The organism is Cognatishimia activa, from assembly GCF_026016445.1.
Taxonomy (GTDB): Bacteria; Pseudomonadota; Alphaproteobacteria; order Rhodobacterales; family Rhodobacteraceae; genus Cognatishimia; species Cognatishimia activa_B.
On the sequence record NZ_CP096147.1, the window covers coordinates 218282 to 242995 of the forward strand.

Sequence of the window (24714 nt, forward strand, 5' to 3'; positions counted from 1 at the left end):
TTCAGGAGAAACCTCATGGGCTTTCTTGACATCAATAACGCCACCAAATCTTACGGAACCGTTGAGGTCCTGCACAATGTCGATATTCAGGTAGAGGAAGGGGAATTCCTCGTTCTGGTTGGCCCATCTGGCTGCGGAAAATCGACACTTCTGAACATGATCGCGGGCCTTGAAGACATCACCACCGGTGAGATTGCGATCAAAGGCACTGCCATGAACGGGGTGCACCCGTCCAATCGTAACATCGCCATGGTGTTCCAATCCTACGCGCTTTATCCGAACATGTCGGTTGGCCAGAACATCACATTTGGCCTGGAAATGCATGGCGTTCCGAAGGCAGAACGCGAGACGGCGATGGCCGAAGTGGCAAAACTGCTGCAAATTGAACCTCTGCTGGATCGCAAACCGGGCCAATTGTCCGGTGGTCAACGTCAACGTGTTGCCATGGGCCGCGCGCTGGTGCGGGATCCGGACGTGTTCCTGTTTGACGAACCACTGTCCAACCTCGATGCTAAGCTGCGCGTGGATATGCGCACAGAAATCAAAAAGCTGCACCAGAAACTGGGCACCACCATTGTCTATGTGACGCACGACCAAATCGAGGCGCTGACGCTCTCGACTCGGATTGCGGTCATGAACGGCGGTTATGTGCAGCAGCTAGGCACCCCGAAAGAGATCTATGACACGCCGGCAAACCTGTTTGTGGCAACCTTCATGGGCTCGCCATCTATGAACCTGGTGTCCGTCAAGATCGTTGAAACCGATCAGGGCATTGCTGCCGAGACCACAAACGGCCATGGCAAAACCATTCTGCTGCCGTTCCTGAACGCCTCTGCAGAATTGAAGTCTTATGCCGGTCAAACTGTCACTCTGGGCGTGCGCCCAGAAGCGCTGACCGATCCAGGTGGTGCTGATCGTGACGCAGCCAATGTCGTTGAGTTTGATAGCCGCGTTTTGGTAACCGAACCAGCTGGGTCCGACACCTTTGTGACCACGACGCTTGGCGGCACAGAATGCAACGCGCGGATGCGTGCAGACGTGCAGGTGCGTCCAGGAGACGATGTGCGGTTTGCCATCAATATGGACAAAGCTGTCGTTTTTGATCCGAAAACCGAGATGCGTATTTCCTAATGACGCAATCCGCGGATATCGTGATCATCGGCTCAGGGATGGGTGGCGCGACCATTGCGTCAGCGCTCGCTCCTTCCGGTCGCCGGATCGTTATCCTCGAGCGCGGCGAGGCCCTTGCGGATACGCCCGCAGCGCGGGATGATATCGCGATTTTCCGTGACGGGGTTTTCCGCCCTGAAGAAACCTGGCTGGATGGAAACAACCGGCCATTTAATCCCGGCAACTACTATGTTGTGGGTGGGAATTCTAAATTTTATGGCGCTGTGCTGCTGCGCTATCGCGCTGAAGATTTTCAAGAGATGCAGCACCTAGAAGGTGTCTCTCCTGCCTGGCCGATGTCCTATGAAGACTTGGAGCCTTGGTATCAGAAAGCTGAAGAGCTGTTTGAGGTGTCAGGTGATGCGTCGCAAGATCCCTCCGAGCCTCAGCATTCCGGATCATACCCCCATGCACCGATCGCCGATGAGGCCAGCATCTCCGATGTGCGCCGATACCTTAAGCGCGCTGGAGTGACCCCATCGTCGCTGCCTTTGGGTATAGATGTCGACGCTTGGTCCAATCGCGCGGCGACTCCTTGGGATGCCTATCCAGACACCACCGGCGCCAAACATGATGCACAGACGATTTCCCTGACGAAAGCAATGCAAAGCGCAAATGTAACCTTGGAAACAGGGTGTCTGGTGCAAGGTTTGGAAACCGGTCAGGATGGCCGCATTTCCAAAGTGATCTTTGTGCAGGGCGGCGTTGCGAAATCTGTAGCGCCTCAACAGGTTATCCTTGCGGCGGGTGCTGTGAATACCGCGGCCTTGCTTTTGAAATCCGCCAATGAAAACCACCCGACGGGATTGGCCAACCGGTCGGACATGGTCGGGCGCAATTTCATGAATCACAATTGCACGGCCGTCATGGCGATCCACCCGTTTCGGCGTAACACATCCATCTACCAAAAGACGCTGCAATTCAATGATTTCTACCTGTCTGGCGGCCCGCAGGATGCCCCTTTGGGCAACGTGCAGCTGCTGGGAAAGATTTCTGGAAACATCTTAGCAGCGCAATCTGGCTTACCGCTTTGGATGGCCAACCAAATCGCGCGCCACTCGGTGGATTGGTACGTCATGAGCGAGGATCTTCCACAGTTTGACAGCCGCGTCACCGTGACCAAAGGGCAGATCAAACTGGATTGGAAACGCACCAATTGGCGCACGCATGAGGCGCTGGTGAAACGTGCCAAAACTGTCTTCCGCAAAGCAGGCTATCCATTAGTTTTGTCACGTGCCTTTGATCGCCGCACCCCGTCGCACCAATGTGGGACCGCCCGCTTCGGGGTCGATCCAATGCAGTCTGTGCTCGACTTGCATTGCCGCGCACATGATCATCCAAATCTCTATGTTATGGATGCCAGCTTTTTGCCGACATCAGCGGCGGTGAACCCCGCACTGACCATCGCAGCACAGGCGTTGCGCGTCGGCGACCATATCAATCAAGAACGAAAGGCTGCTTAGATGATTTGGCATCTACACGGCTTGCATCGAGGAAAGTGACATGTCTCAGGGTTTTGATTTCATCATCATCGGCGGCGGTTCTGCGGGGTCGGTTTTGGCAGGGCGCCTGTCAGAAGATCCAGCAGTCAATGTCTTGCTGCTGGAAGCTGGTGGCAGTGACCGGCATCCGTTTTACCATCTGCCAGCCGGTTTTGCGAAGATGACGAAGGGGATCGGGTCCTGGGGATGGGACACGGTGCCTCAGAAACATATGCAAAACAAAGTGTTCCGCTACACGCAGGCCAAAGTGATCGGGGGTGGGTCCGCCATCAACGCCCAGATCTACACACGCGGCAACGCGCAGGACTATGACGACTGGCGTCAAATGGGCTGTGACGGTTGGGGCTATGAGGATGTACTACCGTACTTCCGCAAGGCCGAAGACAACGAGACCTACGAAAATCGCTACCATGGCAAAGGTGGCCCGCTTGGGGTCAGCGAGCCAAGCGCCCCCTTGCCGATTTGTGAAGCCTACTTTGATGCGGCAGCTGAGATTGGCATTCCTCGGAACATGGACATCAATGGCGAAAAACAAGACGGCGTCTGCTACTACCAGCTGACTCAACGCAATGTGCGCCGCTCTTCCGCAGCAATGGCCTATGTGGCGCCAAACAAACACCGCAAAAACCTGACCGTTAAGCTCGGGGCGCAGGTGAGGCGCATCATTGTTGAATTTGGCCGCGCAGTTGGTGTCGAGATGCTGAATGGCACAAAGCTGCATGCAGATCGCGAAGTGCTACTGTGTTCAGGCGCCATTGGCTCTCCGCGACTGTTGCAATTGTCGGGCATTGGGCCAGCGGATCATCTGCGGTCACTGGACATTGATGTAGTACAAGATCAATCCGAGATCGGCGCCAACTTACAGGACCATCTTGATCTTTATTGTATCAGCGAGCTGAACGGCCCCTTTAGCTACGATCGCTACGCGAAACCGCAATGGGCGGCTTATGCCGGGCTGCAATACCTCTTTGCTCGGAAGGGGCCGGTTGCCTCTTCGCTGTTTGAAACCGGCGGCTTTTGGTATGCCGATCCAGACGCACGTTCCCCGGATATTCAATTCCATCTTGGACTGGGCACCGGGATCGAACATGGGGTCGCAACAATGCCGCAGGGCGGAGTCACACTGAATTCCTGCTACCTACGGCCCAGATCGCGTGGCTCGGTGCGGCTACAAAGTGCTGATCCAGCCAAGGCGCCGCTGATCGACCCGAACTATTTGCAAGACCCGTTGGATCGCGAAATGTCGATCCGGGGCCTGAAGTTGACGCAGGAGATCTTGTCCCAATCTCCGCTGAGCAAATACATTATGGCCGAGCGCTTGCCCGGACCGGATGTGAAGTCCGACCAAGACTACTTTGACTTTATTTCGGAACACTCCAAGACCTCGCACCATTGTGCCGGAACGTGCCGCATGGGCGTTGACGATAATGCCGTTGTGGACACGCGTCTGCGCATGAACGGGATTGATGGTCTGCGCGTCGTCGATAATTCGATCATGCCAACAGTGATTTCCTCTAACACCAATGCTGCCGCAATCATGATCAGTGAAAAGGCGGCTGACATGATCAAAAGTGACCACAAAATGCAAATGGGAGAAGCCGCATGATCCGACATATTGTGCTAATAAAATTCAAACCAGAGATCACCGAAGACCGCGTTAAAGAGCTGTTTGAAGAATTGGCATCCGTGCAATCGCAACTGCCGGGCATGCGCGCTATTTCTAGCGGTCTCAGCGAAAGCCCCGAGAAAATGGAACGTGGTTTCATGCATGGGTTTGTAGCGGATTTTGCTGATTGGGATGCTTTGGAGGCTTATCAAGACAATGCCGACCATCAGACCCTGGGGGCCAAGCTGACCGAAGCGGCCGTCGGTGGCAAAGACGGGATTCTTTGTTTCGACTACGAATTTGAAGCGTAAGCCTTCCGTCGTGATTGCAACCTTGCAGCATGAATGAAATAGTCATGGGTTAACAATAGGTGAACTGGCGTAGGCATGGCAAAGAGCAGACCAACCATCATTGATGTTGCGAAAAAGGCGGGCGTGTCGAAATCAACCGTGTCGCTTGTTTTGCAGAACAGCTCGACCGTGCGGGAGGAAACACGCAAGCAGGTGCGCACAGCGATGCGGGATCTGGGCTACGTTTACAATCGCTCCGCAGCCAATATGCGCAAGTCAAATGCAGCTTTGATCGGCTTGGTGATCAATAACCTGCGCAACCCGTTCTTCACCGAGTTTGCGACATCCCTTCAAATGGCGCTTTCAGAGAAAGGCTATGCGGTGGTCATTGCCAACACTGATGAAAGAGCTGATCTGCAAGATCAGGTTGTCCTGTCGATGATTGAACATGGTGTTTCGGCTTTCATCCTGTGCCCAGCTTATGGCGACACTAAGGACACCTTTGATGCCATCGAGCGGGCAGGATTGCCTGCATTGCAGGTCTTGCGGCGCGTTGACGAAAGGGTTGAGACGTTCCCGTTCATAGCGCCAGATTACAGGACCGGAAGTGTGGCCGCGACGGAACATATGATCCGGGCTGGTGCCAAAAACATCGCCTTTATCGGAGGGCGAGCAGGGCTTTCCGTTACGGACGAACGCATGTCAGGGTATCTGGCAGTCCTTCAGCGGGAAGGACAGCAGCCCACTATCATAACCGGGGACTCAACTCGTGAATTCGGGCGCAAGACGGCCAGGGACATCCAGCAGAACCATCCGGAGCTTGATGCCGCAGTATGCTTCAACGATTTGGTTGCCCTTGGATTGAACAGCGGGATGCGCGAAGCGGGCAAGGCCGTGGGCAAGGATTTCTTGATCGTTGGTTTTGACGATATTGAAGACGCTGCGCAGGCCTATCCGGCCATTTCATCAGTCAGCTGCGGCATTGATGCCATTGGCAAACGGTCCGCAGAGACCATCGTGCACTGGATTGAACAGGGGAATGCACCGGTTGTGAAACATCGGACGCCGGTCGAACTTATTCTCAGGGACTCCAGCTAGCGGCATAACCCAACCCAAGACCTCCTGTGGAATGATTTCCAGGGCGCGTGACACGCGACCCGACCAGGTCATGCTGCGCGGGGGGTACCTAGACAATAGAAAGAAGGCGAGCCATGAGTGTATTTGACGAGATTGCCAAAATCGGGGTCGTTCCGGTCATCGTGCTGGATGATCCAGGTCACGCGCTGCCACTTGCGGATGCGTTGATCGCTGGCGGGCTGCCGATAGCGGAAATCACTTTCCGCACCGAGGCGGCAGCAAAGGCGATTTCGGAAATCACAATTCATCGCCCAGAGATGATTGTCGGGGCAGGCACCGTGCTGACAGAAGATCAGCTTGATGCAGCAGCGGATGCCGGTGCGCGGTTTGCATTGTCACCGGGCATAGACAAAGACGTGCTGGCACGTGCGGCCAAGCGCGATCTGCCTTTCGCCCCGGGCATCATGACACCCTCTGACTTGCAGCTGGCCCTGCGAGCCAATTGTAAGTTGGTGAAGTTCTTCCCCGCGATGGCCGCCGGAGGGCTGAAGATGCTGCAAAACATCGCTGGGCCATATTTGCACACCGGAATTGGCTTTAACCCAACCGGGGGTGTGTCACTGGACAACATGCAGGACTGGTTGTCTTTTGGGCCGGTCAAAGCCGTCGGAGGCAGCTGGATTGCCACGCGCTCTGATATTGCGTCGCAGAACTGGTCGCAGATCACGGCAAATGCCAAAGAAGCTTTGGAGCTTGCGCAGCACGCATAAACAAATTCGCCCCCGCCTTCGGAAAGGCAGGGGCAAAATTTGCGTTCTTGACCGCTGAAAACGCTAATTTTGGGTGAGCTTCGCCAGGTCCGGATTCGGGATTCGCGCTCCGAAATGCTGGATCACTTCCCCGGCGACCAGCTGCCCACGCCGGATGGCCTCAACTGGGTCGCTGCCCAGCAGTCGCGCGCTCAGATACCCCGCGTTAAAAGCATCACCTGCGCCGGATGTGTCTCGCAAGCTGGTGACCTCGGGGGTGGAAACCAGGTACGGCGTGCCATCGATCAACGCCGCGACAGATTCTGCGCCATTTTTAAGGACAACTTCAGACACCCCCGCCGCCGCAAACCTTTTGAGCGTGTCCTCTGGGGTTTGATCCCCCCAATTGGTCTGTTCATCGTCAAAGCTGGGCAGGGCGATGTCACATTGACCCAGGAACCTGGCGACGGTTTCTTGAATTTCAGTCTTTGAAGCCCAAAGACGCGGGCGAATATTCGGATCAAATGACACCCGAGTCCCTGCTGCACGGGCATCGCCGAGGGCTGCCAGTAGTGTCTCACGTGCTGCGTCGTTGAGGACGGCAAGCGTGATGCCACTCAGGTGGATAAGGCCAGCACCAATCAGTTGAGATGTCAGCCAGGCCTGATCTTCGGCAAGCCCGCGGGCCGCAGAGCTGTCGCGCCAATAGTGAAAACTACGCTCCACGCCATCAAGCTCTATCATATACATGCCCATGGTTCGCGCCGGGTCGCGGCCGATCATGGCTACGTCCAAACCGTCATTTTGCAGTTCCGAAACAAACGCATCTGATAGGGAATCCTGCCCCACCTTGGTGAGAAATCCGATGGACGACCGCCCATCAAGCAGCTGCGCCATCTGCCAGACGGTGTTGAACGTGTCTCCTGCAAAACGCTGCTTAAACATACCAGCGCCCATCGGAGCCATCTCGATCATGGCTTCCCCAATGGCGACGGCATTCTGGGATTGAAATTCTAACAAGGTTTAACTTTCTTTTTCGACGATGTCGTAGATCGCGCCGGTCAACCAAGCAGGCCAATCGCGTTCAAAAAACGCCTTTGCGTCTTCGTCAAACACCCGGTTTGGACGTTCGGACATCACCATCTGGGTGCCATCAAGATGCACAAGAACCTGCTTTTCTTTGTCCGCATCATTTTCAACACGGAAACGAACATCGCCCAGCGGTCCACTGCGCGCTTGGGGTAGGGCTGATCCTGCCGGGTCACACACGGCACGAGCGCCACGGCTACCGCCACCATTTGCGATGAAATGTTCAAGTGCGGCCAGCACGGCCTCGGAGGCCAACGCCATTTGCTGCCACTGCAGAACGCGCGCAATTTCGCTGGGGCGGTCATAGGTCAGCCCGGTGTCGCGAATGCGCGCGTTCAATGCGCAGGCTGCCTCAAAGGCGGTTTTCACCTCATCTTGCGTGCAGAGAATGCCCGCGTAATCGCTCATGCGGGCTTGGACTTCTTCACGCACGGATTTGGCGTCCAGAGTGCTGTCAGGTTGCAGCAAGGTTTTGATCTGATCGAGAACATCGGCCGCACTGCGCTCTAGCGCTGCGCCCTCCATCGGTGATCCCGTCTGGCTGGCGGCGATATGTTCGGCAACGCGGGTGCCAAACACTTGCCCAGCATTGAGCGCCGACCCTCCGGGGCGTGTGACGCCGTGGGTGCCTGCGGCCTCGCCAATGGCGTAGATCCCGGAAACATTGCTGCGGCCCCAGGTGTCAACCGCAATGCCGCCGTTCATATGCTGATTGTTCACCGCAAATTCCAGCGGTTCTTCTGCAATATCAATCTTATAGCGACGATAGAGTTCGATCGCGAGCGGGTTCATGTGGCGCAAACGGTCGATTGGCATTTCGTGCTCTGCACCGGCATTTGTCAGATAGGTGCGTACGTCCTCATCCAGCCGCTCCAAGCTGAATTCCAAGTCGCCAGGCACCGCAAGTGGGTTCCGGTTGAAATCCATAAAGACGCGGCGGCCCTTTTGGCTTTCCCGGAATATCGCCAGATCGACGAGGCTCGATCCAAAATCCAACATCCGCGTCGCATGGAATGGCCATTGGTAGCCCTTGCGGAACACGTTTGAGGCCAGCTCTTGTGTGGTCCGGTAGTATTCGGCCAGGAAATGGTGTTCTTCACCGGCGTCATCGACGGAATAGATATGCGGAATGACCTGCACATAGGTGCCAGACAGGTTCCATGGGAAACCTTCGCGGCGGGTACCGATCCCAAATTGGCTTTCGGTGATGTTTGTCAGCTCAAGGCCGCTTTCCAGCGCCATGCCCAGCGTGCCAAAACAACCATTTGGAAAAACGCTGTCTCGGTACAATTCACCGGGCCCGCCCGCTGCAATCACGCAGGACTTAAATTGGAAGAGCACAAGACCATAAGGGTTGGCGTCGGATTGCTCTTTGGCACGGATCGCCAGCAACCCAATGGTCTTGCGTTCATCCCCATGTCCTGAGGTCAGAATTTTGACCGCCGTCGTGCGGTTAAAGAAGGCCATGTTCTGATGGATCGCCTCTTTTGCCAAAACCTGCACCATCAAGCGTGATGTTCGAGGGCCACAGCTGGTGGCGCGCCCAATTTCGTCATGGTCTGTTTTGTACCGCAGCGTGCCGCCCAAATCGTCTTGCGGCAAAGGCAGACCAAGAAACTGCAAAGACGCCATGGCGCGCGCAGACCCGACGGCTTCGATATAAGCGGTGTCTTCATCCATCGCGCCACCAGCGCGAATGGCCCGCGCCATATCTTTGAAATTGTCACCCTGATCAGCGGTGTTTGCCGTGTGCAGCGTTTGTTTGTCAGAACCAGAGCAGGCAGATGTGCCGCCCCAGGCGCTTTGGCTGACAATGGCAACATCGACGTCGCGCCGCTTGAGTTCAACGGCGGCGCGCAGCCCGGCAGCGCCGCTTCCGACCACGAGGCTTTCACAGCGATACAGCGGCAAACGGTGGCCATCTATGTCGATGTGCGCGGGGAACTCCGGCTCGGGTTGAAGATGTGGCATCTCCACATCGGTGAGCGCATCAAGGATATGCTGAGGGATTGGCTGAGGCACGTTTAAGGTCCAATTTTAGGAGAAACAGCGATTAAGTCAGATCGACCCAGCTCTTTTTGCGTGAAGATTCCATGCAAGCGTCGACCATTTGGCAAATGTGGTGACCCGTTTCAAAGGTTGGCCACATGGGCTGGTTTGAAACGATGGACTTTACCACTTCGGCCACTTCGATGATCTTGCTTTCATTGTATCCAAGCGCAAAGTTCGGCAATGGCAGGAAGGATCGGAAGGTTTCGTTTTCCGGACCGACGTCAATTTCACGATAGCCACGGCGTCCATTGGCATCTTCGTTGGAATAAAAGCGGATCCGGTTCACCTCATCATAGGTGTACACCAGGCTGCCTTTGGTGCCATAAATCTCATAAGTCTGCATAAATTTTCGACCGGTCGCGATGCGGCTGAAATCCACAATGCCGCGGGCGCCGTTTTCAAAGGAACACAACAGGTTAGTTCCGTCAGGATTGGTGATGTCGGCCCATTCTTCTTGGCCGGTCAGCTTGGTTTCCTCGCCATAAGCCAAGCCGTCCACAACCGGACGTTTGTCAGTGACGATAAAGTTGTCTGCGATCAATGAGCTGACGCGGCCAACGAGGAATTCCATAAAGCTGAAGATGTGACTTCCTGTGTCTCCGACGATCCCGGTTGGGGCTAGCTCGCCGTTTGCCCGCCACATATAAGGTGCCAATGGATCACCATACATATCGATGTGCTGGCAGCCTTTGAACATCTTGATTTCGCCGATCTCACCCGCGTCGATGATTTCCTTCGCCAGATCATGTACAGGGTTGCGTGGGAAGGCATGGCCCACGCGGGTAATTACGCCTTTCGCTTTGGCGATATCAGCCAGCTCGCGCGCTTCGGCGGCGGTATCTGCCAGCGGTTTTTCACAATAGACATGTTTGCCAGCCAACAGCGCGGCTTTCGCAACTTCGTAGTGCAGGCTATCTGGCAGACAGATGTCGATCAGGTCGATGTCTGGGTCGGCAATGGCTGCCTTCCAATCGTTCAAGATCTTTGCTTCAGGCGCGCGGAATGCCAACTCTTTGGCGGCTTCGGGATTTGCCTCGACCAAAGCGACCACTTTGGCTGTGCCCGACTCTGCGCCTAGAAAATGCGGAAAGGTCTGATAGGCCATCGTATGAACCTTGCCCATCCAACCCGAAGCGCCAAGAACTGCGACCCTGACTTGCGTCATCTTTATATCTCCCAACCTAACTCTGGCATAATGTCCAAACCATCCGCATTGCTTCGCAAGGCAGGTCTTTTTGGATCGTTCCAGTTTGGATTGGTAGATATGTGGAACGTTCCAAATTGTCAACGGCTCGTTTAACGTGGGTTGGTAAATGGTGCTGGCGGACATGGTGTTAAAGTGGCCCTGGCTGTGGGCTTGTGACCGCGGAGTGTATTTGCTTGAGGGGAGCTTCCTGCTAACTTGGGTGGCTTTCGTAGAGCTCGATTGGCAAATCGTCTGGGTCAGCAAAGAAGGTAAAGCGCGCGCCAGTGAATTCATCCACCCGCAGCGGTTCGACCTCGACATTCGCAGCCTCAAGTTCAGCGACAGCTGCATCCATGTCTTCGACAGCAAATGCAATATGGCGAAGTCCGCAAGCTTCAGGGCGTGAAGTGCGTTCAGGCGGGTTAGGAAACGAAAACAATTCTAATTGACTACCGTCGGGCAGAGCGAGGTCAAGCTTCCAACTATCGCGCGATTGGCGATAGTTTTCCGCAATAACTTTGAAGCCAAGCAGGTCCACATAGAAGGCTTTGGACCGTTGGTAATCTGCGCATATCAATGCGGTATGATGAATTCGACTTAGCTTCAACTTGTTTGATTCCCCTTGTTAAAATCCAAACCTCAAAAATCAGAAACTCCTAGGCTATATTGTGAAGACTTGACCCGTTGCCTCGGATAGGTGCTTTCTATCCAGCTCAGTAAAAAATACTCTAGGAAAAAGACCGGTAAGGCAATATTGCTAAAAATGGGATTTTGTCGGTAGGGAGAAATTCCTTCATTTGATATCGGTTCGCGAATATCAAATATCGCCCTGACATTCAGGGCGCATAAATCCTATTTAAATGACTGCAATTCAAATTGGGTCAGAAATGCTTGACGTTTGGGTCAAAATTGAATGACGCTATTCATGAATTTCCTAAAGTTTTGGCAGGCAAAAGAGTCAAAGGCTTGTGACGTTCCACAAACATGTTGTACGTCAGACAACTTTGACCTTTGCGTCATAAACTGACCCAACACTCCCATTTCATGCTCCCGCAGGCTGTTTCAATTGATCTGACTTCCTTTTGGAAAATCAGGGCTGATTTGCAGGTTCAGTCGGCGAAGCCGCCTGTTCCTGCTGATCTGCCACGTGGCGAACGCGGGAGGGGGCGAGGCAATGCTATTCGACAGGGGTGGTGCGGCCCGCAGGCGCAGCCGAGGACACGGCCCTGTCTAATAGGGTTGCCCGAGGGATCGATGATTGGATTGCGTTAAGCGCATTAATCTCAAGTGGATTTGCATTTTGCTAGAATGATTTAGTGGCGATAGAATATTCGGATTATGAATTTGGAACTAGTCGCGCCGCCCAGAAATCACTATTGGAAAAGGCGAATGCATAGGGAGACGATCTGGCTACCGAGCAAGTTCCATTCCGCATTGTGGAACCTAGGTCGATCATGAACTAACATTCAAACTGGCCCACTTAGGTGGGGCTGATCAAGGGGGCGAGCTGTGTGTTCACATACTTTGTTGATTGAGGATAGATGACAACTTGGTTCTTTGGGGTTGGGCTAGGGGTGAAGGAGTGGCGATGATATCCCGCATTAAGCTCACTCAGTTGCGGACATATCTGGCGCTGCATAAAACGGGCAGTGTGACGGGTGCTGCCCATTATCTGAACCTAAGCCAACCTGCGGTCAGTCGTCAGCTTGCGTTGCTGGAAGAGGCCTTGGATATCCGGCTGTTTGACCGCAAGAGTGGCGGACGCATTGTTGCGACGCGACTTGGCGAGCAGCTTTTTGATGAGTTGGAAAGCACGCTGACAACGCTGGAAAACCTGGGCGACCTGACACAAGCGGTTGTGAACCATCAGATCAATCGTCTGAAAATTGTGGCCACCACACCAGTTATGAATTCAGAAATGTTCATCAAAAGCGTGGCGCGTCTGAGAGAGAGCCACCCTAGAACAATCATCGCTTTAGAACGAAGCCGACGAGAAAACATTGAAGCCCTTGTTGCAGGGCATCGCGCCGATATTGGATTGAGTGCGCTGCCACTTAGAGATCCGGCGCTGTCCTACTCGTCATTTCTGAGAACGGAAGCTGTAGCGGCAGTGTCCCGGGATGACCCGCTCAGTGAGAAGGAAGTTCTAACCAAATCGGATTTCCCAAGAGAGCGACTTTTGACCACACGTGCTGGGCGTCTTTTTGGCGGGCTTGGTAAACCAGAAGGGCCTTGGGAGAACCAGCCACCTCCGGCGATCGAAGTATTTTTGGTGCAGACAGGTCTGCGATTTGCCGCAGAGGGACTTGGCGTCGCTGTCTGCGATCAACTGACCTTCAGTGCTGACCCCACCGAAAACCTAGCCATTCTCAAGTGGCGCCCAAAGCTGCCCATCGAATATGCTTGGTTTACGGCCAAAGACAGGCATATGAGCCCGGCGTTGGAGAGTTTTACCAATTACTTGGCACTCGAAGCAGGTCTTTGGCAGGATCAATTTACACAGCAGTTTCCACAATTTGCCCAGTAACAAAGTGCCTGCGCAGTAAATATATTACAATTTGCTATCTTTCCGGTCAGTAATTCAATTTTATTATGTTTTGGATGAACGGTAGAAATTTCCTACGGACGAATCCGCCGGTTGGGAGGCCGCGGAGCTCTTGGAGGAGACACTCGTATGTTTATGAAAAAGATGATGGCGGCTGCGGCGGCGCTTGTGACAGGCTTTGCGGCGTTTACAGGGTCAGCTACTGCAGAAGACTGGCCAACAAAACCGATCACTGTGATCGTAACCTATGCCGCAGGTGGAAATGCGGATCTGCAAACACGCATCGAAGCCAAATATCTAGAACCTATTCTTGGGCAACCAATCAAAGTGGTGAATGTCCCCGGTGGGGGTCATATTCCTGGCGTTGTTAAATTTTTGAAAGAACCGGCCGACGGTTACACTTGGCTGCGCTTTGCGTCGCCGTCCACCGTCATTGGGCCACTGGTCAGAAATACGCCGTTTGATCCGGTCGAAGACTTTGTCCCAGCTTGGATGGCGACCCAGGGTTCTACGGTTCTGTACGTGCCAAAGGACAGCCCAATCCAAACCTTTGACGATTTTCTGGCAGCGGCCAGAGAAAAAGACCTCGTTATGGGCGTGAACAACATTGGCGCACCGCCGCATCTGTCTGCGGTTGCCCTGACGCAGTCCTTTGATACCAAATTCAAAATTCTTGCGATGAAAACACATGGCGCTGCATTGAATGCCATGATTGGCGGCAACGTTGATGTGGTCATCGCTCTGACAACACATGGCAAACAGTTCTCTGATGACGTGCGTGCCATTGCAATCTTGGACGAGCGTAAAGACTTCTTTGAGGCGCACCTGCCAGGTGTTCCAACACTTCCAGAAGTGTATCCCGACGTGCAGGTCGGCAATTGGATCAAATCCGGTCTGACCGCCAAGCAGGGCATTGATCCGGCGATTATCGACAAACTGGTAGATGCGACTCGTCAGGTGTTTGAGAACCCGGATTTTCAAGAGGAATATGCGGTCGTGAACACTTTGGTGCCGGTCTATGGAACCGAAGAAGTCATGGCTGACATCAAGAAAGGCATCGCGTTTTATACACCGATCCTTTCTGAACTCGGATTGCTGAAATCAAAGTAATATCATTGGGGCGCGTCGAGCGCCCCAACAATAACCAGATGTAGGGGAATGGTCATGTCAAACCGGCTGGCTAATATTCTGTTCAGTTTGGCGATCATTATCGCTGGCATTGTTTTCATAAAGATGGCCGCTGGTTTTGAGAACTTAACCGCCTTGGCTGGGGCGCAGGTTCCCACTCAGATGTTTCCAATCGCCGTGCTGTGCATTCTGATCTTCTGCTCAACGATCAACTTGGTGAAATATGTCATGCCCAATGGTGCAGCTGACGCCAATGATCAGCTGGATATGAACCTTGCGATGTTCATACGCGTGGCGTTGATCCTCGCGATTTTGATCACCACGATTGCGATTTGGGATCGGTTCGGTTTCTTACCTGCGTCTGTTTTTTCTTCTTTAACCATCGCTGTCGTTCTGCAAGTGCGTTCGCCCCTGATCTATCTGGGTCTCGCGCTTTACGGACCAGCAACCTGGGCGTTCTTCCGCTACGCCGTCGCCGTGAATATCTAGAGGGCTAGGACGTGGGATCTTTCGAAGCATTTGCATCGGCCGTAAGCCAATTGGTTGACCCGTTCAGCGTGGTTTTATTGCTGGGTGGTGTTCTATTGGGCACGATCATCGGAGTATTGCCCGGTCTTGGGGCACCGATCGCGATCACCATCGCATTGCCATTCACACTGTACATGGAGCCAGTGCCAGCCTTTGTGCTGCTCTTGGCGATCTATTCCGCCGCGACCTACGGCGGGTCAATCTCTGCGATTACGTTGGGAATACCCGGAACAGGATCGGCTGCGGCCACGGTGGAAGATGGACATAAGATGTTCAAGTCAGGCCGGGGCGGTGAAGCGCTTGGCCTTTCGTTGACGGCCTCGATCATTGGCGGATTGTTTTCAACAGTTGCATTGGCTCTCCTTGCACCCATGCTGGCGCGCATCGCGGTTGAGTTTGGACCGCTTGAGTATCTTGCGATCTCGGTCTTTGGCATCATCGTTGTTGTACGCGTTGCCGAAAAGAGCTTGGTCAAAGGCCTGGTCTCGGCCTGTATTGGGATTTGGCTGACAACCTGGGGCATCGACAATATCAGCGGTGCAGAGCGCTATATCTTCAACAACTACAATCTTTACGAAGGCCTGCCGTTTGTTGCGGTTCTGGTTGGGGTATTTGCGGTCTCCGAACTGCTAATGAGCTCAGAGCGCACGCTGCCGCCTGTCGACTTTGGTGCCAAAAGCTTGAAAGCGTCACTGCCTACTTTGGGCATCTTGAAAAAGTTCCGAGCGACCCTCGCGCGTTCCTCTGTCTTGGGGACTATTATCGGAATTCTGCCGGGCGAGGGTGCCGCGGTTGGTGCCTTCTTCAGCTATGCTGAGGCAAAGCGCCGGTCCGATACACCGGAGAAATTTGGAACAGGCATTCCCGAAGGTGTTGTGGCACCTGAGGCTGCAAACAATGCAACGGTTGGCGGGGCCTTGGTCCCAACGCTGACACTCGGGATCCCCGGAAGTCCGGCGGCGGCTGTTCTCTTGGGGGCCTTTTTGATCCAAGGACTCGCGCCTGGCCCCAAGCTGTTCTCCGAAGCGCCAGACCTGATGTATGCGATCTTCATCAGCCTGTTTGTCATCAACATCGTGATGCTGTTCACAGGGCTTCTGACGATCCGTGCCGCGGCCCGCATTATCACCATTCCACAACAAGTGATTGTCCCAACGGTGATGCTTCTCTGTCTGATTGGTGTCTTCAGTGTGAAAAACGATCTCTTCGGAGTGACTGTCCTAATCTGTGTCGGTGCCTTCGGCTATGTCTTGCGCAAGCTCAAATATGCGATCGCACCCTTCACGATAGGCTTTGTTCTTGGCCCGATTTTGGAGCGGTCCTTCCGCCAAAGTTATTTGCTAGGCGACGGCACTCTTATCGGTTTCTTTGAAAGCTGGATCGCAGTGTTGATTTACGGCCTCTTGGTGCTGACGGTCGCAGGTGGCCCGGTATTGAACTTCATTCGGAAACAGCGTGGCGCCGCTTCCAGTCGAGGTCAGAACAATGTTTGATCGGACTGAAAACGCAAAACGGCCCAACATCCTCTGGTTCTGTGCTGATCAGATGCGTCACGACACGATTGCGGCGCTGGGGAATACAGAAATCTCTACCCCGAATATCGACCGACTAGTACGCATGGGGACTGCGTTCGAGAATTGCTATGTTCAAAATCAGGTTTGCACACCAAGCCGTGCTAGCTTTCTGACGGGGCGGTATCCCGCTGCGCATCAGGTTTACCGCAACAACAACACATTCTTTCCGCCAGACGAAAAGCTTGTGACCAAAACGCTTGCTGACGCAGGATACGATTGTGGTTTGATTGGCAAGTTACATCTGTCCACTGCCACACGGTTAGAGGCACGAAATGACGATGGGTATCGCGTTTACGAGTGGTGCCAAAACCCGGGGTGGGAACGTGTCGAGGGATCAAACGCCTATTGGAATTGGCTGCGCGAGAAAGGCCATGTTCCAGAAGAGATTTTCCCTGATAAACCACCCTATCTTTCGACAAGTGTGCCCACAGAAATTCATCAGGCGGAATGGATCGCTGATCGTGCCATTTCCTTCATAGATGAAGAGCGGTCGGGCCCATGGCTCTTGAGTTTGAACCCGTTTGATCCTCATCCGCCGTTTGATCCACCGGAAGACCTTTATCAGAAATACTCTGAAGCTGATCTAACGCCCCCGCTGTTCAAGGAAAGCGACGTCGCCCATCAGCAGAAGTTCCGCAATGTTCGGAACCAGATGCGAGATGCGGTCAATCCGGTCTTAACTGAGCAGGAACGACAGCAATTCGCACCCAAACCGGGTGATCCGCTGGGTGCAAAACCGCCCAAGCGGTTTGATGGGATGGCCGTGAAGGCCGCCTACTACGCGATGATCGAAAATCTGGACAAGGCGTTTGGCAAGATCCTCGATCATCTGGAGCATCGAGGCTTGCTCGACAACACAGTGGTCATATTCACCTCTGATCATGGTGAAATGCTTGGGGACCATGGGCTGCTGTACAAAGGCTGCCGGTTCTTTGAGGGCCTTGTGCATGTTCCGCTGATCATGAGCGGACCCGGTATTGAGGCGGGGCAACGCCGCAAAGCCTTGGTTGAAACCATTGATATTGCGCCGACGTTGTTGGAATACGCGGGAATTGACCAGAGCCATGACATGCAGGGCTTGTCGCTTTCACCTGTTTTGGGCAAGGGCTTGGACTTCCACAAAGAAACGGTTGTGACGGACTTCAACGACAGCGTCGCGACCAGCGAGGCGAAGGATGACACACAAGCGTCGATGACCTTTGATGGTCGCTACAAACTTGTCGTCTACCATTCTCATCCCGGACTCGGAGAGCTTTTTGATCTGCAAGACGATCCCAATGAATTCACCTGCCGCTGGGATGATCCTGAATATCAAGGCCTCAAAGTTGAATTGCTGCAACGGCACATGGACAGAATGATGGGAACAATTTGTGCAGGCCCTGAGCGCGCACCAATGCCCAACATAGTACGCCCCGGCTAAGGAATGGATCCTCCCCACGATGCTGCCGGGCAAAAAAACCGAGCAAGGCCTGACTGCTTTGCTCGGTTTATATTTTGCAACTAACTTTGAAATAATCTGGGGAAGCGGGAATAGCCCCCCAAGCAGATTTCATCGATTTTTGGTGAGCTCAGAAAGCAGGGTCGGGAAATCATCCACATAGAGATCAAAGTCTGGGTTTGGCACGGGTTCTGGTGGTTCTTCGTCACCCCATTCGCGCGGGCGCCGAACAAAGGCCGTTTTGAACCCACAAGCTTTGGCGGCATTCAGATCAAAGTTATGCGCCGCGACCATGCAGATTTCTGAAGGTTGTAATTGCAGGAATTCCGCGCCGCGGTTGTAGACGTAGGGGGCTGGCTTATAGGCCCCGATAGCCTCACAGGAAAACACCGCATCCCAAGAGATATCGTTCGCACGTGCAGTGTCTGTGACAATGCGGAAACTAAGGATGGTCAACGGGCAACACAGGAAATGTTTGCGCAATTCACGTTGGACCTTGGGGAAATCAGGCCAGCATTGGAAAGCATGGGGCGCAACATAGGAAATGTAGTAGCGCTCCGCTTCAGTAAACATTTCCAATTGTTCGTCCCGCAGCAAGGAGTCCAGAGCATCACGGTGCCCATTATCAAAATTGTAATTCGGGTCAGGTTTTACACCAAACTCTTTCATGATTTTCAGAGACCTGCGACGAAGATCATTGGCAAGGCGTGGCCAGTCTCGCACTTGCCCATGTCGCTCACCAATTTTAGACAGGGCCTCTGTGAAACCTGTGTGCCAATCCAATACGGTTCCACCGGTATCGAATGTTAAAGCTCTGACTCTGCTGAAATCCATGGGTGTACCCTTTTGGTAGGACCAATATATAATTATGGTGTATTTGTATAGACCAGATAGCCTACCTTCTGACCAAGGAGGAGATACGGGAATCTGGACTGGTCAATTGCTGGATCACATCGGTCACACCACGTGATGCCTTTAAGACAACCGGTTTCACGCCCTCCATTTTGTCTTAAGGCTTATCCGGAAACGTACGGGAGTGATGCCGCCCTTGAAAGGAAAACGCGGCTCCCCACAAATGGATCTACAAAACACCCGAAATGGGCTGAGTTCAAACGGTTTCGGTCACCAACCTTGTGCGCAGGAAGGCTTGAACACCTTCAACGCTGCCCTCAGAACCATAACCGCTGTAGTCAACACCTCCAAATGGCGTTTCAGGACTGGCAATGTTAAAGGAGTTCAGACCAAGCATGCCCGCATTTATTTGATCAGCGATTGCCGCACTGGTTTTCTGATTGGTCGTGAAGGCATAGGCCGCAAGACCGAAAGGCAATCTATTCGCTTCTGCCAAAGCTTCCTCCAGATCGTGGAACGCAATCATTGGAGCAATGGGCCCAAAGGGTTCTTCTTGCATGATGCGCGCGCCGTGCGAGACGCGACCCAATACCGTTGGTGCGAAGAAGTTTCCGATGTTTCCGATCTGCTCGCCACCTGTCAGTAGCTCCGCTCCATTTGATTTAGCATCGTCGACGATTTCTTTTATGGCGGAAAGGCGGCGATCAGAGGCAAGTGGGCCCATGTTCACTCCGGCGATCAGGCCATTTCCAACAGTCAATTCCTTAGCATTTGCAACGAATTTCTCAACGAATTCGTCATAGACACGTTCCTGGATGATGAAGCGGGTTGGCGAAACACAGACCTGGCCTGCGTTTCTAAATTTACTGGCAACTGAGGCCGCGGCGGCTGCGTTAATATCACTGTCTTCAAACACCAAAACCGGCCCGTGGCCGCCAAGTTCCATGGTGCAGCGCTTTAGCGTGTCAGCCGCCAGTTTCAACAAGTGCTGGCCTACTGGGACGCTGCCGGTGAAGGAGACTTTCCGGGCCACTGGTGACGCCATCAAGTGGCTCGAAACCTCGGAGGGGACACCAAAAACGATATTGAGGACGCCCGGTGGCAGTCCAGCATCGAGAAAGGCTTGGGCAATCGCCGTGGCGGTGGCCGGTGTTTCCTCGCTGGGCTTGATGATGATTGAACAGCCAGCAGCAAGCGCTGCACCTACCTTTCGCATGAAGTTTAGAGCTGGAAAATTCCAAGCAATGAAGGCAAGTGCCGGTCCGACTGGCTCTTGAATGACTGTCTGACGCATATTGGGCAGACGAGAAGGGATTTGGCGCCCGTAGGTGCGTTTGCCTTCTTCTCCGAACCATTTGAGAACGCCGATTGACGCCCCTAATTCCTGATTGGCCTCGGCAATCGGCTTGCCCTGTTCCAGCGTTAGGATCATCGCAATTTGATCAGCTCGCCCGTTCAAAAGCGCGACTGCGCGATCAATCACCTGCTGTCGTTCCGCTGCAGGCGTTGCTCGCCATACCGCGAAGCCTTGTTGACTGCTTTCCAATGCATCGTCGAGATTTTGTTGCGATGCATGCTGAACGGTGCCCAGGATTTCGCCATCGGCTGGATTGAACACCGATTCAGACACATTGTCGGAGCCTTTGACCCATTCTCCGTGAATGAGCAGGTCGATAGATTGAGGATAGATGTCACGCGACATAGATTTAGATCCCAGAGTTAGTCAAAAAAAGAGGCCATCAGGTCCGGGTCCACTCCCAACCCGGGTTGGTCGGTGAGAGTGATAACTCCCTCCTGTGGACGTATCGGAAAGATGTCTTCGCGCAGCGGATTTGGGTTGCCATCCACTTCGAGAATACCGGGTTGGTTACTGGCGGCGAGCAGGTGTGCGGAAGCCGCGAGGGCGATGCCTGCACCAAGTGAATGCGGGCACATGGTGCTTCCTTGATTGGCTGCATGTCGAGCGACTTCCAAACATCCCGTCATGCCGCCCCATTTGCAGATATCGGGTTGAACAAAGTCTAGAAACCCGATTTCCGTTGCGGTCTTGTACTGTTCCATCGTGTCGTAGTTTTCACCACCTGCAATCTTCAGATTGTGGCGGGATTTGAGCTCTAACCAGCTTTCAATTGGGCTGTCCGCAGGTAAGGGTTCTTCGACCCATTTCGGAGAAAATTCTTCAATCTGCGTAAGGGCTTCGCGCGCCAACTGGAGGGACCAAGCCTGATTGGCGTCAACCATGAACTCATCCTGAGGACGCAACTGCTCCACGAGGTATTTTACGTTTTCCGTGTCACGTTCAGCGCTAAAACCAACCTTTAGTTTGAATTTTGTGTATCCTTCGGACTGAAGCCGCTGGACGGTGTGCACAACGCCTTCAGGGTTAATGCCGCTCCCGTAGACCTGCATTTTCGGAGAATTGCCGCCCAACACTTGATAGAGGGGTTTGCCTGCCCGCCGGGCTATCATATCCCAAATCGCTATATCCGCTGCCGCAATGGCCTGACAAATCGGCCCAACTTCACCGGTTTGCAATTTTAAGACGCGCAGCGATTTTTCCATATGCGCCAACGCGCTCTGTGGGGAAGTAAACTCTAGGTCTCTGATCCGAGGGGCAATCTCTGTCTCAAATAGTGCGGCACGATGCTCCGCGCCGCAGGACGGAAAATTGCACCAGATTTCGCCGTAGCCCTGAGTGCCAGATTGATCTGTGACCCTCACAAACACCGCTGGTCGCGATGTCATAACTCCGAAAGATGTCCTGACCGGCGTTTCCAGCTGGTGCCGTTTGACAGCAACCTCAAGCCGGGTGAGCTTAAACCCGAAATCGATTCTCATACGTTTGCTCCGCGCGCCATGATGCTCCGCATCAAGTCCGCAAAAGCGCTCGCGTCCTGACGGATGTCTTCTATTGCTTTGCCAGGTTGATAGAGATTCAGCCCCAATCCAAACCCAGTTGCCCCCGACGCCCAATAGTCAGGCATGTTGTGAGGGCCGACACTTCCGACCGGGACCAAAGTGACATCTGTTGGCAATACAGCCCGCATCGCCTGCACAACTTTGGGTGCAATGGCTTCGGCCGGGAAGAGCTTCAGGGCGTCAGCGCCGTGTTTCAGCGCAGCAAAACCTTCAGTTGGCGTTTGAATCCCTGGGCAATAATAAAGCCCACGATCTTTTGCTTCGCGTGCAACGTCTGCATCGAAATTTGGGGAAATAATGATGTTGCCACCTGCGCTGGCAACGTTTGCCACGTCTTCCTTGGTTAAGACAGTCCCGGCTCCAATCATCATTTTTTTTCCGAACTCGCTTGAGAGGTTTGCGATGCTATCCAATGCGCCGGGTCGGTTTAGGGGCACTTCAGCAACGCGAAACCCAGCGTCAAACAGGGTTTGAACGACTGGGACTGCGTCAGTCGCGGGCAATCCACGCAAGATTGCGATCAAAGGCATTTCGGCCAGGCAATTGTCTAGAGTCGGACGAGGCATTTATGTCTCCTTTTGCATCCAGCTCACAAAGGAGCGAATGCCGTCATTCAATGTAAAATTGGGTTCAAACCCGGTGTCGGATTTCAGTCGTTCGCCGACGAAAGGTGGTCGCGCGACGAGGGATTTTCCCCATGGTGCTGTTCCGCGTCCAAGGCGGATGCACGTTTGGGGAAGGATGCCTTCGATGATCCGAGCAATCGTATCTGCCGTTTCGCTTTGCCCCGACGTGAGATGGTATGTCGTGTGCCTAAGGGCGGGTGCGTTGAATGCTGCCAAAAGACCTTCGGCCGCATCATCAACATAGGTGTAGGTATTCGCCCAATCGCCGCCGCTGTTCAGATCAACACTTTCACTGTTCAGCGCTAGTCGAAGCAGGTCGGGTATCGGGTTCGCGCGCGGCGATTCTGGCACGCGTGGTGGCCCGTATACGCCTGTCAATCTGACACTGGCCGTCTCCAGCACAAAGCTGTCGTTGTACATGCTGACTAAAAGTTCGCCGCATCGTTTCGTCAGTGCATAGGTCTGCAGCGGCGAAGGCGGCGTGTCTTCTCGCAGTTCGCTCACATCCTTGCCAACGTCCTGAAACACCGATGCAGTTGAGGCAAAGATAAACCGCTTCCATTGCATCTCTCGACCCATTTCCAATAACCGCTGGGTGCCAGCGATGTTTACCTGACTAGCCAAGGTCGGGCTGCGCTGTGCGGCGGTTTCTGTGGAGATCGCGGCAAGGTGGATACAACCTGTGATACCCTCTACGTTTCTAAGATGTGCAATGTCATCTTCGCTTGCTAAATCAAGTTTCAGGTAGCGGACATGTTTCAAATCCACCGCGAGTTCGCGGTCGTTATCGGTGGCAACGGTCTCAATGCCTTTGGAATTGGCAATTTCAACCAATCGCCGACCGACAAGCCCATTTGCTCCTGTAACGAGTAGGGGCATCAGGCTGTCTCTTCTTTTAAGACTCTGCTGCGAACCCAAGGCCAAAGAAGGAACGCGAGGGTCAGAAGGAAGAAGCCTACCGCTATTGGGTGCTGGAAAAAAGCCCAGAAGTTTTCTCGAGACAGGACTAGACCCTGACGCAGCCCGACTTCAATGATCGGACTTAAGACATAGCCAATTACGACCGGTGCCAAGGGGAACCCATATACACGGAGCGAGAATCCAAGGAGAGCTGCGCACATGCAGATCACCAAGTCGAACCAACTGTTGTTCACGCTATAAGTACCAACCATGACCAGAACCACAATCAGGCCCATGAACAAAGGTTCAGGCACGCGCAGAATCCGCGTGAAAGCAGGGGCAAGAATGCGTGCCAGGATCAACATCGAGATATTGGCAAGCAGCAGGCAAAGCAAAATCGTGTAAACGACGTCGGTGTTTTCTGTGAACAGACGCGGCCCGGGGATGACGCCCTGAATAACCAAAGCGCCCAGCATGACGGCTGTTGACGCATCTCCCGGAACACCCAGTGCCAGCGTTGGCACCAATGCACCGCCTGTGGTTGCGTTATTGGCAGACTCAGCCGCGATGATGCCATCTGGCTCGCCGGTTCCGAACTTCTCACGGTTTGGGGATGTTCGCTTGGCCTCAACATAGCTGACCAAAGCGGCCGCCGTGGCGCCAACGCCAGGCAATGTTCCAATCCATGTGCCGATCAAGGATGATTTGATCAACAGCCAGATGCGACCTCGCCATTCTGAGAAAGGTGCCAGCGTAAACCCTGCCTTTGTCGAAACCTCTTCTGCCGGGGTGCGAATGGAAACACGCCACAGCACTTCAGAGAGGGCAAAGATGCCGACCAGCAAAGGCACAATTCCAATTCCAGATGAGAGTTCGAATATTCCAAAATCAAACCGAACATCTCCTGCCGCGGGATCCTGGCCAATCGTCGCGATGAACAATCCCAGAAGGCCCGAAAGGATGCCCTTGATCATGTTTCCTTTGGATACGGAAATGATGCAGGTGAGGGAGAAGATTCCAAGGGCGAAATATTCTACTGGACCAAAGACCAAGGCGAATTTGGCGAGTGGCGCAGCTGCAAAGAACAGCACTACAACTGAAATCATTCCGCCCACAAAGGACGCAATCGTAGCCCATCCCAACGCGCGATCCGCGCCGCCTTTTTGTGCCATTGGATAGCCATCAAGCAAGGTCGCGGCGGATTGAGGCGTGCCAGGTGTGTTCACGAGAATTGCAGAAATCGATCCACCAAAAATCGATGCGCCGTATACCGAAACGAGCAGCCCCAGACTGGTTGCCTGATCAAGGACAAACGTGAACGGTAGCAGGATCGAAAGTGCCAGAATGGTGCCAAGACCCGGCAGGGCTCCAATGACGATTCCAAGCGCGGTTCCTCCAAACACAGCCAGGATTGTGGTTGGGGCGGAAACGGCTTGGAGGGCAGCCAGGAAGTGTTCCATAAAAGTGAATCCTAGTCGTTAGA

21 protein-coding genes are annotated in these 24714 nt (G+C 53.8%); 11 read left to right on the forward strand and 10 right to left on the reverse strand.

Annotation, left to right across the window (positions count from 1 at the left end):
• Positions 1–15: 15 nt before the first annotated feature.
• From M0D42_RS01160 to M0D42_RS01185, 6 genes are all read left to right on the forward strand, one after another.
• Positions 16–1131 carry an ABC transporter ATP-binding protein gene (locus M0D42_RS01160; protein ID WP_265019781.1) on the forward strand — a complete coding sequence of 372 codons (1116 nt, stop codon included), beginning with the start codon at positions 16–18 and terminating at the stop codon, positions 1129–1131.
• Positions 1131–2633: an FAD-dependent oxidoreductase gene (locus M0D42_RS01165; RefSeq protein WP_265019782.1), complete on the forward strand. Its 1503-nt coding sequence runs from the start codon at positions 1131–1133 to the stop codon at positions 2631–2633. The genes M0D42_RS01160 and M0D42_RS01165 overlap by 1 nt, the downstream gene beginning before the upstream one ends.
• 40 nt (positions 2634–2673) lie before the next feature.
• A complete protein-coding gene (locus tag M0D42_RS01170; RefSeq protein ID WP_265019783.1) occupies positions 2674–4278 on the forward strand; it encodes a GMC family oxidoreductase in 1605 nt (534 codons plus the stop codon).
• Positions 4275–4589 (forward strand): Dabb family protein, encoded by a 315-nt coding sequence (locus M0D42_RS01175; protein WP_265019784.1) that lies wholly within the window; start codon positions 4275–4277, stop codon positions 4587–4589. Before M0D42_RS01170 ends, M0D42_RS01175 begins: the two co-directional genes overlap by 4 nt.
• A 75-nt stretch (positions 4590–4664) precedes the next feature.
• Entirely contained in the window at positions 4665–5666 is a 1002-nt protein-coding gene (locus tag M0D42_RS01180; RefSeq protein WP_265019785.1) for a LacI family DNA-binding transcriptional regulator, read from the forward strand.
• Positions 5667–5779: 113 nt separating this feature from the next.
• A complete protein-coding gene (locus tag M0D42_RS01185) occupies positions 5780–6415 on the forward strand; it encodes a bifunctional 4-hydroxy-2-oxoglutarate aldolase/2-dehydro-3-deoxy-phosphogluconate aldolase (protein ID WP_265019786.1) in 636 nt (211 codons plus the stop codon).
• Positions 6416–6478: 63 nt separating this feature from the next.
• Here M0D42_RS01185 and M0D42_RS01190 read toward each other — a convergent pair whose 3' ends face one another.
• From M0D42_RS01190 to M0D42_RS01205, 4 genes are all read right to left on the reverse strand, one after another.
• Positions 6479–7414, reverse strand: coding sequence for a sugar kinase (locus tag M0D42_RS01190; RefSeq protein WP_265019787.1), 936 nt, complete (start codon positions 7412–7414; stop codon positions 6479–6481).
• Positions 7415–7417: 3 nt separating this feature from the next.
• The gene (locus M0D42_RS01195) at positions 7418–9505 is read right to left on the reverse strand and encodes an FAD-binding protein (RefSeq protein WP_265019788.1); all 2088 of its coding nucleotides are present in this window, start codon (positions 9503–9505) and stop codon (positions 7418–7420) included.
• Between the two features lie 31 nt (positions 9506–9536).
• Entirely contained in the window at positions 9537–10700 is a 1164-nt protein-coding gene (locus tag M0D42_RS01200) for a Gfo/Idh/MocA family protein (protein ID WP_265019789.1), read from the reverse strand.
• Positions 10701–10932: 232 nt separating this feature from the next.
• Complete coding sequence (locus M0D42_RS01205; protein ID WP_265019790.1) at positions 10933–11328, reverse strand: VOC family protein; 396 nt, start codon at positions 11326–11328, stop codon at positions 10933–10935.
• Between the two features lie 981 nt (positions 11329–12309).
• Here M0D42_RS01205 and M0D42_RS01210 point away from each other — a divergent pair.
• The 5 genes from M0D42_RS01210 to M0D42_RS01230 all read left to right on the forward strand — a co-directional run bounded on the left by M0D42_RS01210 (position 12310) and on the right by M0D42_RS01230 (position 17916).
• A complete protein-coding gene (locus M0D42_RS01210; RefSeq protein ID WP_265019791.1) occupies positions 12310–13248 on the forward strand; it encodes a LysR family transcriptional regulator in 939 nt (312 codons plus the stop codon).
• A 147-nt stretch (positions 13249–13395) separates the two neighbouring features.
• Entirely contained in the window at positions 13396–14376 is a 981-nt protein-coding gene (locus M0D42_RS01215; protein ID WP_265019792.1) for a Bug family tripartite tricarboxylate transporter substrate binding protein, read from the forward strand.
• Positions 14377–14430: 54 nt separating this feature from the next.
• On the forward strand, positions 14431–14883 hold the full coding sequence (locus M0D42_RS01220) for a hypothetical protein (RefSeq protein ID WP_265019793.1): 453 nt from the start codon (positions 14431–14433) through the stop codon (positions 14881–14883).
• 11 nt (positions 14884–14894) lie between these two features.
• Complete coding sequence (locus M0D42_RS01225; RefSeq protein ID WP_265019794.1) at positions 14895–16415, forward strand: tripartite tricarboxylate transporter permease; 1521 nt, start codon at positions 14895–14897, stop codon at positions 16413–16415.
• Positions 16408–17916 carry a sulfatase gene (locus M0D42_RS01230; protein WP_265019795.1) on the forward strand — a complete coding sequence of 503 codons (1509 nt, stop codon included), beginning with the start codon at positions 16408–16410 and terminating at the stop codon, positions 17914–17916. The genes M0D42_RS01225 and M0D42_RS01230 overlap by 8 nt, the downstream gene beginning before the upstream one ends.
• Before the next feature lie 129 nt (positions 17917–18045).
• Here M0D42_RS01230 and M0D42_RS01235 read toward each other — a convergent pair whose 3' ends face one another.
• The 6 genes from M0D42_RS01235 to M0D42_RS01260 all read right to left on the reverse strand — a co-directional run bounded on the left by M0D42_RS01235 (position 18046) and on the right by M0D42_RS01260 (position 24691).
• A complete protein-coding gene (locus M0D42_RS01235) occupies positions 18046–18768 on the reverse strand; it encodes an HAD-IA family hydrolase (protein ID WP_265019796.1) in 723 nt (240 codons plus the stop codon).
• A 274-nt stretch (positions 18769–19042) separates the two neighbouring features.
• A complete protein-coding gene (locus M0D42_RS01240; RefSeq protein WP_265019797.1) occupies positions 19043–20488 on the reverse strand; it encodes an NAD-dependent succinate-semialdehyde dehydrogenase in 1446 nt (481 codons plus the stop codon).
• Positions 20489–20505: 17 nt separating this feature from the next.
• Positions 20506–21624, reverse strand: a complete 1119-nt coding sequence (locus tag M0D42_RS01245; RefSeq protein ID WP_265019798.1) for a mandelate racemase/muconate lactonizing enzyme family protein — start codon at positions 21622–21624, stop codon at positions 20506–20508.
• A complete protein-coding gene (locus M0D42_RS01250) occupies positions 21621–22271 on the reverse strand; it encodes a 2-dehydro-3-deoxy-6-phosphogalactonate aldolase (RefSeq protein WP_265019799.1) in 651 nt (216 codons plus the stop codon). The genes M0D42_RS01245 and M0D42_RS01250 overlap by 4 nt, the downstream gene beginning before the upstream one ends.
• Positions 22272–23210: an NAD-dependent epimerase/dehydratase family protein gene (locus tag M0D42_RS01255; protein ID WP_265019800.1), complete on the reverse strand. Its 939-nt coding sequence runs from the start codon at positions 23208–23210 to the stop codon at positions 22272–22274. It abuts the gene before it with no gap.
• On the reverse strand, positions 23210–24691 hold the full coding sequence (locus M0D42_RS01260) for a tripartite tricarboxylate transporter permease (RefSeq protein ID WP_265019801.1): 1482 nt from the start codon (positions 24689–24691) through the stop codon (positions 23210–23212). The genes M0D42_RS01255 and M0D42_RS01260 overlap by 1 nt, the downstream gene beginning before the upstream one ends.
• Positions 24692–24714: the final 23 nt, after the last annotated feature.